13 protein-coding genes are annotated in these 15,027 nt (G+C 64.6%); 7 read left to right on the forward strand and 6 right to left on the reverse strand.

Annotated features, from left to right (window positions below):
* Window positions 1-61 precede the first annotated feature (61 nt).
* Complete coding sequence (locus PIN31009_RS04480) at window positions 62-1,021, reverse strand: MBL fold metallo-hydrolase (protein ID WP_087689561.1); 960 nt, start codon at window positions 1,019-1,021, stop codon at window positions 62-64.
* A gap of 294 nt (window positions 1,022-1,315) precedes the next feature.
* On the opposite strand from PIN31009_RS04480, the gene PIN31009_RS04485 reads away from it, so the two are divergent.
* The 4 genes from PIN31009_RS04485 to PIN31009_RS04500 all read left to right on the forward strand — a co-directional run bounded on the left by PIN31009_RS04485 (window position 1,316) and on the right by PIN31009_RS04500 (window position 5,201).
* Window positions 1,316-2,137, forward strand: coding sequence for an IclR family transcriptional regulator (locus PIN31009_RS04485; protein ID WP_150789438.1), 822 nt, complete (start codon window positions 1,316-1,318; stop codon window positions 2,135-2,137).
* Window positions 2,134-2,958, forward strand: a complete 825-nt coding sequence (locus PIN31009_RS04490) for an IclR family transcriptional regulator (protein ID WP_150789439.1) — start codon at window positions 2,134-2,136, stop codon at window positions 2,956-2,958. The genes PIN31009_RS04485 and PIN31009_RS04490 overlap by 4 nt, the downstream gene beginning before the upstream one ends.
* 272 nt (window positions 2,959-3,230) lie before the next feature.
* Window positions 3,231-4,604, forward strand: coding sequence for a histidine-type phosphatase (locus PIN31009_RS04495; protein WP_150789440.1), 1,374 nt, complete (start codon window positions 3,231-3,233; stop codon window positions 4,602-4,604).
* A gap of 153 nt (window positions 4,605-4,757) precedes the next feature.
* A complete protein-coding gene (locus tag PIN31009_RS04500; protein WP_150789441.1) occupies window positions 4,758-5,201 on the forward strand; it encodes a hypothetical protein in 444 nt (147 codons plus the stop codon).
* On the opposite strand, the gene PIN31009_RS04505 is transcribed toward PIN31009_RS04500, so the two are convergent.
* Window positions 5,202-5,678: a GNAT family N-acetyltransferase gene (locus tag PIN31009_RS04505; protein WP_150789442.1), complete on the reverse strand. Its 477-nt coding sequence runs from the start codon at window positions 5,676-5,678 to the stop codon at window positions 5,202-5,204.
* 223 nt (window positions 5,679-5,901) lie between these two features.
* On the opposite strand from PIN31009_RS04505, the gene PIN31009_RS04510 reads away from it, so the two are divergent.
* Complete coding sequence (locus tag PIN31009_RS04510; RefSeq protein ID WP_150789443.1) at window positions 5,902-6,864, forward strand: alpha/beta hydrolase family protein; 963 nt, start codon at window positions 5,902-5,904, stop codon at window positions 6,862-6,864.
* Window positions 6,865-7,020: 156 nt separating this feature from the next.
* A complete protein-coding gene (locus PIN31009_RS04515; RefSeq protein ID WP_246185525.1) occupies window positions 7,021-7,383 on the forward strand; it encodes a MarR family winged helix-turn-helix transcriptional regulator in 363 nt (120 codons plus the stop codon).
* 18 nt (window positions 7,384-7,401) lie between these two features.
* Here the strand turns inward: PIN31009_RS04515 and PIN31009_RS04520 are convergent, their stop codons facing one another.
* From PIN31009_RS04520 to PIN31009_RS04530, 3 genes are all read right to left on the reverse strand, one after another.
* Window positions 7,402-7,872 carry a hypothetical protein gene (locus PIN31009_RS04520; RefSeq protein WP_150789445.1) on the reverse strand — a complete coding sequence of 157 codons (471 nt, stop codon included), beginning with the start codon at window positions 7,870-7,872 and terminating at the stop codon, window positions 7,402-7,404.
* A 264-nt stretch (window positions 7,873-8,136) separates the two neighbouring features.
* Window positions 8,137-9,516 (reverse strand): MFS transporter, encoded by a 1,380-nt coding sequence (locus PIN31009_RS04525; protein ID WP_150789446.1) that lies wholly within the window; start codon window positions 9,514-9,516, stop codon window positions 8,137-8,139.
* Between the two features lie 375 nt (window positions 9,517-9,891).
* Window positions 9,892-11,436 (reverse strand): glucan biosynthesis protein G, encoded by a 1,545-nt coding sequence (locus tag PIN31009_RS04530; RefSeq protein WP_343039026.1) that lies wholly within the window; start codon window positions 11,434-11,436, stop codon window positions 9,892-9,894.
* Window positions 11,437-11,718: 282 nt separating this feature from the next.
* On the opposite strand from PIN31009_RS04530, the gene bglX reads away from it, so the two are divergent.
* Window positions 11,719-14,040 carry a beta-glucosidase BglX gene (bglX, locus tag PIN31009_RS04535; protein ID WP_150789642.1) on the forward strand — a complete coding sequence of 774 codons (2,322 nt, stop codon included), beginning with the start codon at window positions 11,719-11,721 and terminating at the stop codon, window positions 14,038-14,040.
* An 11-nt stretch (window positions 14,041-14,051) separates the two neighbouring features.
* Here the strand turns inward: bglX and PIN31009_RS04540 are convergent, their stop codons facing one another.
* On the reverse strand, window positions 14,052-15,020 hold the full coding sequence (locus PIN31009_RS04540; RefSeq protein ID WP_217426756.1) for a LysR family transcriptional regulator: 969 nt from the start codon (window positions 15,018-15,020) through the stop codon (window positions 14,052-14,054).
* Window positions 15,021-15,027 lie beyond the last annotated feature (7 nt).

A 15,027-nucleotide genomic window follows, 5' to 3' on the forward strand; every position in this document is an offset into this window, starting at 1 on the left:
ATGTCAGCGTCGCGCGGGCGGGCATCGTTTCTACTTTTGATTTGCTACTGGGTCAGTGGGCTCAGTCTTGCAGTGCGGCCCACATTTCCTTGTCGCGCTGTGCCGTCCAGATGCGCGGGTGCGTGATGCCGCTGGCTTCATCGAAGGCGCGCGTCACGTCGAACGGCAGGCAGTGTTCGTAGATGAACACGTGTCCGAACTTCGGGTCCATCTGGCTGCGCGTGAGTGCCATCGCGCCCTTCAGATCGAGCTTTTGTTCGACGGCTTTCTTGCCGGCTTCGAACAGCGTCGTCACGAAGTCCTTCGTATAGGCGAGGCCCTTGGCGACTTCAGCAGGCGTGGTGAGCGCCGGGCCACGGCCCGGGACGAGCTTCTCGGCACCGAGTGCAGCCAGCGCGTCGAGCGTGGCGGGCCACTCGGCGAGTTGTGCGTCGCCGGTGTAGCAGGCGGCGTCGTACTCGACCAGATCGCCCGAGAACAGCACCTTGTCCGACGGCAGCCACACGACCGTGTCGCCCTTCGTATGGCCCGAGCCCAGATGCGCAATCTTCACTTCGAGCTTGCCGAGGAACAGCGTCATTTCCTTCTCGAACACGAGCGTCGGCCACGTCAGGCCCGGCACCGTCTCGACACCGGCGAACAGACGCGGAAAGCGTTCAATCTCCGACTTCATGTCGGCTTCGCCGCGCTCCTGAATCATCTCAAACGTGCCGCGGCTCGCGATGATCTGCTGCGCGCCTTCTTCGAAGTAAGCCGACGCGCCCAGCACGCGCACGGCGTGATAGTGCGAGAGCACCACGTACTTGATCGGCTTGTCGGTGACCGTGCGGATCTTGGCGATCAGGTCTTGCGCCATGGCCGGCGTGGCCGTCGTGTCGACGATCATCACGCCGTCGTCGCCGATGATGACGCCCGAGTTCGGATCGCCTTCCGCCGTGTAGGCCCAAGCGTGTTCCGACAGTTGGGTGAAGGTGACCTTTTTCGCTTCCAGGTCGGCTTGCGAGGCAAATGCTTTAGCCATGCTGTCTCTCTCTCGTGTCTTTGTCTGTGGGGATGAACCGACGACGGGTGGCAGTTTGCACGTCATGAAAGCATGCTCTGTCGGCCGATCGGCGTCAGGGTGCAGCCATCTTACGAAATGGGCTGAATTTTTGTCAATGACAAATATAGTTGTTATTTGCTAATGTTGCGACAAGCTGCCACGGACCGTTCGAAACATCCGGGAGAACCCTGAGACGCGCGTTTCCGGGCATGCTGCGGCGACTTGTTTAGAATCTAGGCCACTTTTTCTCCGGGAGTTCGCTCCCGCCTCTGCATGAACCGAATTCTTAAGGGCGACGACGGCGCCCAGCCCGCACCGGCCTCACCCGCCTCACCCGCCTCACGTGTCTCGCGCGGCGTGCAAAGCGTGGACGTTGCCGCCCGCGTGTTGCAGGCGCTCGCGCAGGCGCGGCGGCCGCTGGCGCCGGGCGATCTGGCGGCGCTGGCCGGTCTGCCTCCCGCGCAGGCGCACCCTTATCTGGTGAGTCTCACGCGGCTAGGGCTGCTCAAGCGCGATCCGATGTCCGGCAGCTATGCGCCGGGACCGATGCTGCTGCGGCTTGCGTTGCTCCATCTCGAGAACGATCCCGCGTATCGCGCGGCCGTCCCTCGCGTGGTGGCGCTCGCGCGCGAAACCGGCTTCTGTGTGGCTATCTGCACCCCCGCACCGCAAGGCCCGCTCGTCGTGCACTTCGAGCGCGCGGCGTTCCCGTTGCATGTGAACCTGCACGTCGGGTCGGTCATGTCGCTCACGACGACGTCCACCGGCCGCGCGTTCTGCGCCTTTACGCCGTTAGCCGACTGGCCATTACCGTGGCAGGAGCAGATGCCGGTTGCGGCCGATGAACAAACGCACTTTGCCGAACTGCTCGACGAGACGCGCGCGCACGGCATGGCACGCAGCGTGAATACCCCGAGCCCGTCGGTCAGCAGCCTGTGCGTTCCGGTGTTCGACGCGAGCGGGCGGTTGCGACTCACCCTGACCGCCATCGGTCCGACGGCGGCACTCGATGTCGATTGGCAAGGGGCTGCCGCGAGCGCGTTGCGCGACACGGCGAGCGCCATTGCGACACAGGTCAATGAGGAACTGGCATGAACGAGCCGACGAAGCCGCAACGCGGCATTCAGGCACTGGAGAGCACCGGCGCATTGCTGGAGGCGCTGGTGGCGGCGGCACGGCCGCTGCCGCTGAACAGTTTGGCGCGCGACGCGGGTATGGCCCCGGCCAAGGCGCATCCGCATCTGGTGAGTCTTCAGCGCGCCGGGTTGCTCAGCCGCGACGCGAGCGGCAACTTTGAAGCCGGTGCGCTCAGTCTCGAACTGGGCCTGATGGCTTTGCAACGCCTCTCGCCGACCGGTGAAGCCGAGCCCGAAGTGCTGGCGCTCGCGCAGGCGACGGGGCTGTCGGCGGCGATGGCCGTGCTTGGCCCCGTGGGGCCGACGGTGGTCCGGCTGGAAGAAGCGATGCGCCCGCAGCACGTGAGCCTGCGCATCGGCACCGTGCTTTCGCTCGTGAACACTGCCATCGGGCGGACGTTTGCCGCGTTTCTGCCGGCGGCGGTGCTCGACGGCATGCTCGCGCAGGAGAGTGTGCGCATGGCGGGTCTGGGGGCGGACGGGCGCGCAGCCAAGCCGCCGAAGGACTACGCCGGCCGGCTGGCCGACATTCGCACGCATCGCCTCGATACCGCACTGAGCAACCCGGTGCCCGGTATCGATACGGTCGCGGTGCCCGTGTTCGATCACACCGGTGAAGTCACGCTGGTGCTGGCGCTGATGGGGTCGTCCGGCAGTTTCGACACCACGCACGAGGGCGAACCGGCCCGTGCCCTGATCGCCGCGGCGCATCGACTGTCGTGGCGCTTTGGTGCCGTCGGCCGCTCGCTGGACGACAACTCACCTGATTCAGCGGCGTAGCCGACAACACGTCATAGCGGGTCATAGCGGGTCACAGCGGGTCGCGATGCGGTATCACATCGCGACCGTGAATTCGCGGGCCCGGCATCAAAATTCACCGGCCGTCGCGTGGGCACGACGGGGCGATGGCGACATTGCGCGATGTCACGACGGCAAGGTTAAGATGGGCGCCAACGCGATCCATGTCATTCCGACACACTGCCGCCATGACTCGTATGCCCGTCGAATCCCGTGGGAAAGCTGCTGCGCTCCCCCTGCGTCTGCCCCTGCCTTTGACCCTGCCCCTGACGCTGATCTTCGTGGCGTTACTGAGTGCCTGCGCGTCGGCGCCGCAACAACAGCCGGGGCCTGCGCGCCCGGCCGAGTCGGCGGCCCACGTCGACGGCATGCCGGCCGACTGGACGCTGGTCTCGACGGTGATCGTGAGCCGCCATGGGGTTCGGTCTCCGACGCATGCGCACCCGCCGCTCGACAAGTTGAGTCCTGATGCGTGGCCCGGCTGGGCCGTCCCCGCCGGTTATCTGACGGCGCGCGGCGGCTCGCTTGCCGAGCGCATGGGTCGGTACTACGGCGACTGGCTGCGCGCGCGCCGTGTGTTGCCCGAGAACACCTGCCCGGCACCGGGCACCCTCTACGGCTGGGCCGATATCGATCAACGCACGCGTGAGACGGGCAGCGCCTTGTTGCAGGGCATCGCGCCCGGTTGCGACATGCGCACGGCACACCAATCCGATCTCACCACTTACGACGCCGTGTTCCACCCGGTGGCCGCCGGCGACTGCCCGCTCGACCCGGGCGCCGCGCGTGGCGCGATTGAAGCGCGTCTCGCGCCGGACGGTGTCGCGGGCCTCAACAAACGTTATGCCGCCACGATTGCGCGCATGGGCGAAGTGCTCGGCTATTCGCGCAGCCCCGCGTGTGGCGCACAGGGCAGCTGCAAGCTCGAAGACGTGCCGACGCGCTTGCGTGTCGAAGGCGACGGCAGCGGCGTGACGCTGCGCGGCGCCCTCGGCAGTGCGGCCACGGCGTCGGAGGTCTTCCTGCTGCAATACGGCGAGGGCTTCCCCGACAACGACGTGGCATGGGGACGCATTCGTGACGACAGCGACTGGGCGCGCCTGCTCGAAGCCCACAACGCCCAGCGCGATCTGCTCGACCGCACCCCCTATCTCGCAGCAACCAACGGCACGCCGCTGCTGGCGGTTGTCCTCGACGCACTGACCCGCTCGGCCGCCGAAGCCGGTGCGCCGCCGCCCGCACCTGTGCGCGGCCCGGTGTTGCCGGTGGGCAACCGGGTGTATGTGCTCACTGGCCACGACACCAACGTGGCGAATCTGGCCGGCATGCTCAAGTTCGACTGGCAGCTCCCCGATCAACCCGGCAACACCCCGCCGGACGGCGCGCTGGTGTTTTCGCTCTGGCGCAACCCGGCTGGCGAGCCGTTTGTGCGGGTCGAATTCATCTATCAATCGATGCAGCAGTTGCGTCAGCTCACGGCGCTCTCGCTCGACGAGCCGGCCAAGCGCATCACATTGCCACTGGCCGATTGCGCAGACGGACCGGATGGCCGCGCGTGTCGCTGGCCGGCGTTCGCGCAGCGGGCGAAGGCCGCATTGACGCCCGCGTGTCTTGACGCTGTGCGGTAATTCGCGCCTCAAGAAACGACGAGTTATCGCGTGTCAGACCGCATTCGGATGCGCGTAAGCCGGGCGGCGGCAAGCGGAAGGAATCGTAAAATTCGCGCTGCGCCAACGCGGCCGAACTCACGTAGAATTCGCGGCTGAACTCCATGAGCCCGCATGAAACCCGACGATTTCGAAAACGAAAAACTCACGCGAAAGCCCGCCTCGTTGAGCGCTCGGCTGCGACGTTGGTGGCGCGCACCGGTGGGCCGTGGCTGGGCAGTTGCCGCAGTGGCGGCGCTGGCATTGCTCGCCGGGCTGCAAACCGTGCGTCTCGCCCGGCTCGAGAAACTGGCCGTGCCGGCGGGAGGCGTGAGCGCCCTGCATGGCGATGCGTCGCCGGCCCCGGGCGTGCCGCTGTTGCAGGCGATCTTTGTCGAGACGACAACCGTCGCGCAGATTCGCAAGACCCTCGGCGAACTGGAGCTCGACATCGTGCGCGGGCCGGACGACGACGGCATGCTCTGGCTGGCGGTGCCCGCGGGCGATCCCAAGAAAGCGCTCGCCGACCTCAAGGCGACGGGGCTCATCGTTTATGGCGACGTGCTGGCGTCGCAGTAGTCACTCGGGCAGATCGAGCTTCATGCCCTCATGGGTGGCCTGAAAGCCGAGACTTTCGTAAAAACGCCGTGCATCGTCACGGCGTTTGTCCGTGGTGAGCTGCACGAGCGTGCAGCCGGCCGCGCGCGCTCGCGCAATCACCTGCTCGAAGAACCACCCGCCGACACCTTGACCCCGACACGCGCTCGATACGCGCACGCCTTCGAGCAGCGCGCGCGTGCGCCCGCGCCGCGATAGCCCGGGAATCACCGTGAACTGCATTACGGCCAGTAGCTGACCTTCGCGCTCGACCACCAGATATTCGTTGCCGCCCTGAGCCGTCATCGCATCGAACGCACGCTCGTAGACCGGCAGGTCGTTCGGGTCGGTACTCTCGCGGGAAGTCCCGAGGACGTCGTCGGCGAGCAGCGAGATGATCGCGGGCAAGTCGGCACGCGTTGCGCTGCGCACCTGTGCGGTCGCAAGAAAATCGGTCATGGCAGTGATCCAGACAAGAGGGGATAGGGGCGGTCGTCAGCTTACTCCCCGGCGAGGTGCGGTCCGGTGCAAAGCCCTGATCGCGTCGTGGCTTTCTTCTAATTTACTTCGTGAGCGAAATAAAATTCGACATATACTTCGTGAGCGAAATAAATTGAAAATCAAAGCCTGAATAAGTGGCGCGCCCCATCTCTCGAAACATGACGCGCCGAGGAGCGGTGTCATGTCATCTCTTGCCTTAGCAATACAAGCCGTCGACGGGTATTCACTCGGCGCGCATGCGTGGTATCCGCCGACGCTGCCGGCGCGCGGTGTGGTGCTCGTGCATCCGGCGACGGCAGTCCCTGAACGGCTGTACTTCGCCTTTGCGCAGTACGTGGCGAAGCGCGGTCTGATCGCCATCACTTACAGCTATCGCGGCATCGACGGTTCGCGACCGTCACGCTTGCGCGGGTTCAGGGCGCGTATGCGTGACTGGGCCGATCTCGATGTGGAAGGTGTGACCCGCTGGGCGCACCAGCAATATCCGTCGCTGCCGCTCTATGCCGTCGGGCATAGCTTCGGCGGTCATGCCATCGGACTGTGCGAGAGCACGAACCTGCTGCGGGCTGCTGTCCAAGTTGCCTCGCATGCCGGTTCGATGCGCGTCGTGACCAATCTTCGGGAGCGCCGGCGCATCACCTTGCTGATGCATTGGATCGGGCCGCCGCTGACGCGCGCGATGGGTTACATGCCGGGCAGTCGACTGGGTCTCGGCGAGGATTTACCTGCGGGGGTCTTCCTTGAATGGAGCGGCTGGACGCGGTTGGAGAACTACTTCTTCGACGATCCGACGCTGCACGCAGAAGACCGCTTTGCACGCGTGCGCACGCCGATTCTGGCGATGGGGTTCGATGACGATCTGTGGGCGACGCCCACCGGTATCGAGGCGCTGGTTTCGCGTTTGCGTAACGCCACGGTGGTGCGCCGCAGCATCGCTGCAATTCGTTCGGATACCGGAATGATCGGCCATATGGGATACTTTCGCCAGCGTGCCGGCGCGTTCCTGTGGCCCGAGACTATCGATTGGTTGTTGTCGAAAGGCGAGGCAGACGACGTAGTGGGAACAGGACAAGCGGGGCAGGGCGCGATGGCGCGAGCGAGTGCGCCGGCGCCATTCTCATCGGTCTCCACTCACCTTGCCTGAATGCCCAAAGCGAAACCTCCGGTTACCACAGCTACCAAGACGTCTCATCGCGCCGCCGACAAGTCTGCCAAGTCCACCGAAGCCACCGAGGCTATCGATCGACGGTTGCTGTTCCTGCTCAACGTCGGGCAACGCCACGTGCAGCGCTGGATCGACATGCGCGCGGACGACAGCGCGGGGGTGAGCGCGGCACAGGCGGGTGTGCTCTTCTATCTGCTGCATCACGACGACGCACTGGTTGGCGAAGTGGGGACGGCATTGCACCTGTCGCCCTCGTCGATGACGGGGCTCGCCAACCGCATGGTGAACGCCGGTTTGCTGACACGCCACGCCGACGCCGTCGACGGACGTGCCACGCGCCTGAGCGTGACCGCCGCCGGTCACAAGGCGATTACCCGTGCCCGCGGGGTACTGGCCGAACTCAACGCGCGTTTGCACGCCGACTTCAGCGAAGCCGAACTCACCGTCGTTGCGCGCTGGCTGGGGAATCTACAAACCCAGTTTCCGACCGACGAATAACGTCAGCCGCGCATTCGCTTAGTGAATGGCGAGTGCGTTCGACTGGACGTTGGCGACGCCGGCGGCCACGTTCACACCGATGTTGCCCGAGGCGCCCATCAATGCGCGCTCACCCAGCGAAGCGTTCGTCGCGGCGTTGACCGTGGCGGCGTTGCGGATGTCCTGATGCGAGTTGATCAGCACGTTCGACGCGCTGGCAAGCACCAGTTGATTCGATTGCGCGTTGAGGGCCCCTGCGGCAACGTTCACGCCGAAGTTGCCATGCGCATCACGCAGCGCATCGGCGCCGAGCGTCGCCACCGCAGCGCCGGAAAAGACGGCGTCGCTGGTGATGCTCTGGCGGTTGGAAATCTGCACGACGTTGGTCGCAACGGCACCGGTCGTATCGGCAGGCGGGGCCGCGAGGGCCGGCGCGCTGACGAATGGCACGACGGCCAGCGCGAGAGTGCTGAATGCAGCAGAGGCTAAGGCAGATGCAGAGCGCAACATGTCGTTTTTCCCCAGACCATCCGACGGGACGGATATCTGGTTATCGGCACCTGAGGTGCTCGGGTTGAATGATCTTCCACATGTCGCGCGCATCCGCCTCGGGCTATTGTTGTTTTGCCCCTGCACCAAGGTGTGGCACGTCACCGGAAAACGACTGGCATTCCCGTGACAGTCGCGGCGCGATTCTCGCATGGCAACGCGCGTGCGCGCTGCCATGCAAAGTTATCAAGCGCCATTGAGATTGCGCACCCTTGACGCGCGTGATTACGCCGGTTCCCCCGCGCCGCTCGCCAATCCCCGCACATCGCCGTGCAACGTTGCCGCCGCCTGCTGCTGCACGGTTGCCGATTTGCTGTGGTCGATGAGCAACACCGCAATGACCGCCACCACGGCGGGAATGGCGATCGCCATAAAGTTTTGCTGCAACGGCAGCGACATGCTCACCAGCACCCCGATCACGATCGGCGCCAGAATGGCACCGCTGCGACCCACGCCCGAGGCCCAGCCGATACCGGTGCCACGAGCAGCCATCGGGTAGAACTGCCCCGCATAGGCATACGTCACGATCTGCGTGCCGATGGTCGACGCGCCTGCCAGACCGACGAGGACGAATAGCACCGGCGTCGGCACTTTTACCCCCAGCAGCGAGATCGAGACAGCCGCCAGCGCATACATGCCGACGAGCACGTACTTGATGTTGAAGCGGTCGGCGAGCCAGCCACCGCCAATCGCACCGAGCATGGCACCGAAGTTCAGCACGAGCACGAAGGTGAGGGCCGAGCCGAGGCTGTAGCCAGCGCCGGCCATCAGTTTGGTCAGCCACGAGCTGAGCGCATACACCATGAACAGACACATGAAGAATGCGACCCACAGCATCGCGGTGCTAAAGCCCCGGCCGTCCTGAAACAGACGCGAGAGCGGTGCACCGGACTTGCGATCGGCACCCGGCAGCGCGAACTGGTCGCCGGCTTGCGCCACATAGGCGGGCGACAGCCGGGCGAGCACTTGCTTGAGCGCATCGTGGCGGCCGGTACGAATCAGGAAGGGCATCGATTCCGGCAGTGCACGCATGGCGAACGGCACCAGCAGCGCGGGCAGCCCGGCGGCGAAGAACACCGACTGCCAGCCGTACGATTCGATGAGCCCCTTGCCGAGCAGCGCGGCGAGCATGCCCCCGACCGAGTAGCCCGAGAACATCAGCGTCACGAGCGTGCCGCGCAGCTTGCGCGGCGAGTACTCGGTCATCTGCGCCACGACAATCGGCATCACGCCGCCGATGCCGACACCGGCGAGAAAGCGGGTGATCGAGAAGCTGATCGGCTCGTGCGTGAGGCCCGCCGCGGCGGTAAAGAGCGAGAACATCAGCACGCAGATGGCGATGGCCTTACGCCGCCCGATGCTGTCCGCGACCATGCCCATCACGATGGCGCCGAACATCATGCCGAACAGCGCGGCACTGACCATGAAGCCGGCGCTGGTGGCGTCCACGCCCATCGATTTCATGATCGACGGCAGGGCGATGCCCGCGACGGCCAGGTCGTAGCCGTCGAAGATGATGATGAGGGCGCACCAGATCAGAATGCGGCCGTGATAGCCGTTGAAGCGGGCTTCGTCGGCGAGGTGATGAACGTCGATGTGTCGCATGCGGGTGTCTCCATAACAAATCGCCCTCCGTCGAAGTGCGGAGAGTCTTTCAGGATTTTTTTGACCGACGCAAGCGGCACGGAGCCGGGCTTCACGGGCGTCATGCTTGCCACAGGCGGTAGGCCACCAATGACATGCCGATGAAGCAAACCACCTTTCCGAAGGCCGGAAGGTGGCTATTTATGCAATATTGTGCATGTAGTAAACGCGAAAAGTCGCATTGCTGCAAGTTATATATTGCCGTTTAAGGGTTTTACATGACGGAATATTGCATTTAAGTGCATGTTTAATCGGAGTGCCACGAGGGCAGGAGAGGGGTGGCGACCGGCCCGAAGGCCGGTCGCGGGAGTGCACTCGCGGCGGAGCGCGGTCTGCTTACTGCTTGGCCACCGAGAACGGCGGCAGTTGATAGCTCCACGTCTCGCTCACGGCCTTGCCGCCGGAGACGAGGGCGGCGCGCAGTTCGGTGACCTTGGCCGGGTCCTTGACCATCACGCGCAGGTTCAGGCGCATGCCACGCGTCACCGGGTTCGGTTGCAGCGTCTGCTCGATGATCGTGGCGTTGTCGCTCACGCTCACCTGCGGCGTGACGGTGCCTGCGGGCAGCGACGCGAGGGGGCCGCCGTCGAAGTCCACCACGAGGCCCGTGCTGCCGTCGAAATGACGAATCAGGTTGGCCTGCGTGATCTCACCGGCCGTGCGCAGCGTCTGCTTCACCCACGCGACATTGCGATCGATGATGCCGCGCTCGTTCATGGTCCAGTGAATCGTGTAATCGGCTTGCAGCGGCTGGCCTTTGGGCGGCAACTGATCGGGCGTCCAGAACGCGACGATGTTGTCGTTGGTCTCGTCGGCGGTCGGAATTTCGACCAGTTCGACGTGCCCCTTGCCCCAGTCGCCCTGCGGCTCGATCCACGCACTCGGGCGCAGGTCGTAGCGATCCTTCAGGTCTTCGTATTGCGAGAAGTCGCGGCCGCGCTGCAACAGGCCGAAGCCGCGCGGGTTGGTGACCTGAAACTGGCTGATGGCGAGATGGCGCGGGTTGTTGAGCGGACGCCAGATCCATTCGCCGTTACCGGCATGAATCGCCAGACCGTTCGAGTCGTGCAGTGCCGGGCGGAAGTTGTACGGGTCGCGCTGTTGGTTCGGGCCGAACAGGAACATGCTCGTGAGCGGCGCAATGCCCAGCTTGGTTACCGGCCCGCGCATGAACACGCGCGCCTGCACCTTCAGCACCGAGTCTTCGCCCGGCGAGAGTTCGAAGCGATACGCGCCGGTAGCGCGCTTCGAATCGAGCAGGGCGTAGAACACCAGACGCTTCTCGTCGCCGGTCGGGCGCACGATCCAGAATTCGCGGAACGCCGGGAATTCTTCGGCGACGGGCAAGCCGGTGTCGATGGCCAGCCCGCGTGCGGAGAGCCCGTAGACCTGTCCCTTGCCGATCACGCGGAAATAGCTCGCGCCGAGCACGCTCATGATCTCGTCGAGCTTGCCGGGTTCATTGATCGGGTACAGCACGCGAAAGCCCGCGTAGCCAAGGTTATGCGTGGCGCTGCGGTCGAGCTTCAGATCGCCGAAGTCGAAACGGCTGCTGTCGTACTTGATCTCGCTGACCTTATCGGCGCCATTGCTCCCGACGATCTCGTTGATCTTCACCGGCGAGCTGAACTGCATGCCTTGGTGATAGAAGCCCAGACGGAACGGCGTGGACTGATCTTTCCACTCGAAGTTTTCGCGCTTGGGCTGGATCTTGATGTAATCGCCGAACTGCATTTGCGCGAACGCGGGCGTGAGATTGCTCGTGGGCGCGACATAGGGCGTATCGGCCAGCGTTTTGGCGCGCGCGGTGACGTCATCGAGCGAGAACGCCTGCGCGTGTGCAGCACCCAGCAGGGCAACTACAGCCGAGAGCGCGGGCACGAACGTGCGCGCGCGTTGGCGCCAGGACACAGCGAAGGGGGACAAAAGCACGCAACTCTCCGGATAAATTGAGCAGAATCACGCCAAATCGTCCGCATTGATGAGCGAAACGCGAATGGCGGCGCACCACATTGTGGCAAAGTATCGGACTTCGTGTCGCGCACACGGTTCAACGCAATCTGGCGGTGCGCGACTTCTGACGACAAGACGGGCGATGTTACCGCGCGGTTCAGCGCTGCGGGGCGGCCCCGTCGAGCTTCATTGGGACGCTATCAGATGAAAATGTTCACCGCGCTGGCGCTCGCGGCCGGCTTCGTGATGACATCGGCGGTTGCCGCACCTGCCACCCCACAAGACACCCCCGCTGCGTCGGTGGCCATGCCATCGGCCGCGGCTAAGCAAGCGTTCATTGATGACCTGATCGCCCGCATGACGCTTGACGAGAAGATCGGCCAGTTGCGCCTGATCAGCATCGGCAGTGACATGCCGCAAGCCAAGTTCATCGAGGAGATTGCGGCCGGTCGCGTGGGCGGCACGTTCAACTCGGTTACGCGTTCGGAAAACCGTCCGTTGCAGGATGCCGCCGTAAAACGAAGCCGTCTCAAGATCCCCATCTTCTTTGCCTACGACATCGTGCACGGGCACCGCACCGTGTTCCCGATCAGTCTGGGGTTGGCATCCAGCTGGGATATGGCCGTCGTCAAACAGGCCGCGCGCGTGGCCGCCGTCGAAGCGAGTGCCGACGGTCTCGACGCGACGTTCGCCCCGATGGTCGACATCTCGCGTGACCCGCGCTGGGGCCGCACGTCGGAAGGTTTCGGCGAAGACCCCTATCTGGTCTCGCAGAGTGCGCGCGCCAGCGTGCAGGGCTTTCAGGGCACGTCGCCGGCCAACCCCGACAGCCTCATGGCCATCGTGAAGCACTTCGCGTTGTACGGCGCGGTGGAAGGCGGGCGCGACTACAACATCGTCGACATGAGCATGATGCGCATGTATCAGGACTATCTGCCGCCGTATCGCGCCGGTCTCGATGCGGGGGCGGGCGGTGTGATGATCGCGCTCAATTCGATCAACGGCACGCCGGCCTCGTCGAACAAATGGCTGCTGCGCGACTTGCTGCGCGACGAGTGGGGGTTCAAGGGCGTGACCGTGAGCGATCACGGCGCTATTGACGAGTTGCTGCGTCATGGCGTGGCGAAGGACGGCCGCGAAGCCGCCAAGCTCGCCATCGAAGCCGGTGTCGACATGAGCATGGCCGACACGCAGTACCTCAAGAACCTGCCCGATCTCGTGAAGTCGGGCGACGTGCCGATGCGCGACATCGACAGCGCCGTGCGCGAAGTGCTCGGCGCGAAGTACGACATGGGGCTCTTCGCCGATCCGTACCGCCGTATCGGCGATGCGGCGCACGATCCGAAGGATGTGAATGCGCCGGTGCGTCTGCACCGTGAAGCGGCCCGCGATGCGGCGCGCAAGTCCATCGTGTTGCTGGAAAATCAGCACGACACGCTGCCACTGCGCAAGGCCGGTAAGGTCGCCGTCATCGGGCCGCTGGCCGACGCGAAGATCGACATCATGGGCAGTTGGTCGGCAGCGGGTAAGGCCGATCAGGCCGTCACGCTGCTTCAGGGCGTGCGCGACGCGTTGGGTTCGAACGCGCAGGTGACTTATGCGCGCGGCGCGAATATTACTGACGACAAGCGCGTGGTCGAGTACCTCAACTTCCTCGATTGGGACAACCCCGAAGTCGTGCAGGACAAGCGCACGCCGAAGCAGATGATCGACGAGGCCGTGAAGGTGGCCCGCGGTGCCGACACGCTGATTGTGGCCGTGGGCGAATCGCGCGGCATGTCGCACGAAGCATCGAGCCGCACGAGCCTGTCGCTGCCGGGCAGCCAGTTGGCGCTGTTGCAAGCGCTCAAGGCGACCGGCAAGCCGCTGGTCGTGGTGCTGATGAATGGCCGTCCGCTCGATCTGAACTGGCCGAAGGCAAACGCCGACGCCATGCTCGAGACTTGGTACACCGGCACCGAAGGCGGCCACGCCATTGCCGACGTGTTGTTCGGCGATTACAACCCGTCGGCCAAGCTGCCGATCTCGTTTCCGCGCTCGATCGGGCAGATCCCGACGTACTACAACCAGTTGCGCATTGGCCGTCCGTTCACCCCGGGTAAGCCGGCCAACTACACGTCGCAATACTTCGAAGAGGACTCCGGCCCGCTGTATGCCTTCGGCTACGGCTTGAGCTACACCACGTTCGATGTGTCCGACGTGAAGCTCTCGGCCAAGACGCTCGCGCCGGGCGGCAAGCTCGACGCCAGCGTCACCGTGCGCAATACGGGCAAGCGCGAGGGCGAGACTGTCGTGCAGTTGTATTTGCAGGATGTGGCGGCGTCGATCGTGCGTCCGGTGAAGGAGTTGAAGGGCTTCCAGAAGGTGGCGTTGAAGCCGGGCGAATCGCGCACGGTGCACTTCGACATCGACGAGAGCCTGCTCAAGTTCTACAACGCGAAGCTGCAATATGTCGCCGAGCCGGGCGACTTCAACGTGCAGATCGGCCTCGATTCGCAGAACGTGAAACAGGCGGGCTTCGTTCTTCAATAAGTCTCAAGCGTTTAATCATTCGTCGTTCGCGCGTCTGGCGACGACATCAAACGGGCCTGTGGCTGGAACTCCTCCGCGAGGAATTCCACACAGGCCCGAACTTTTGCCGACGACGCCACGCGCGACGGGTACACCGCCCACACGTTGGCCGGTTGCATCACGTCGGGCAGCACCTGTACCAGCGCGCCACGTTCGATGAGCGCGCTCACATCCCACATCGAGCGCAGCAAAATGCCTTGCCCGTCGAGCGCCCATTGCACCGCCACCTCGCCGTGATTGGTCGATAGCGGCCCGGTCACTTTCAGCGACACCGCCTCGCCACGCTGTTGCAGCCGCCACATGCCGAACGGGTGATCGCGCTCCTTGATGACGATGCAGGCGTGGCCGGTGAGGTCGCTCAACTGCCGGGGCGTGCCGTGTTGTTCCAGATACGCGGGCGACGCGCACAGCACGCGATGGTTGTCCGCGAGCTTGCGGGCGATCAGGTGCGGGGCAATCTCGTCGCCGATGCGCACGTCGAGGTCGTAGCCTTCGGCGGCCACGTCGACAATGCGGTCGAAAAGATCGAGCCGCACGTTCAGTTGCGGATGCCGGGCGCGCAACCGCGACATGGCGGGCGCGACCACGTGGCGGCCGAAGCCGAAGCTGCTTGACACCCGCAGCGTGCCGCGCGGCACCTGACGTGTGCTCGAGACGTCTTCGATCAGGTGATTCACGTCGTCCAGAATCTTCTCGGCCCACGCGTAGACGCGCTCCCCGGCATCGGTGATGGCGACGCGCCGGGTAGAGCGGTGCAGCAGCCGGGTGCCCAAGTCGGCTTCGAGCATGCCGACGCGCTTGCTCACATAGGCGGGCGAGACGCCCAGTGCCTCGGCGGCGGCCGAAAAGCTCGCCCGGCGCGCGACCTGACAGAACACGCGCAGATCGTCGAGATTGGGATGACTCGGATGATTAGGATGGGGGTTGACGGGTTTATTCACGATTCGT

This window comes from Pandoraea iniqua (assembly GCF_902459685.1).
GTDB lineage: Bacteria > Pseudomonadota > Gammaproteobacteria > Burkholderiales > Burkholderiaceae > Pandoraea > Pandoraea iniqua.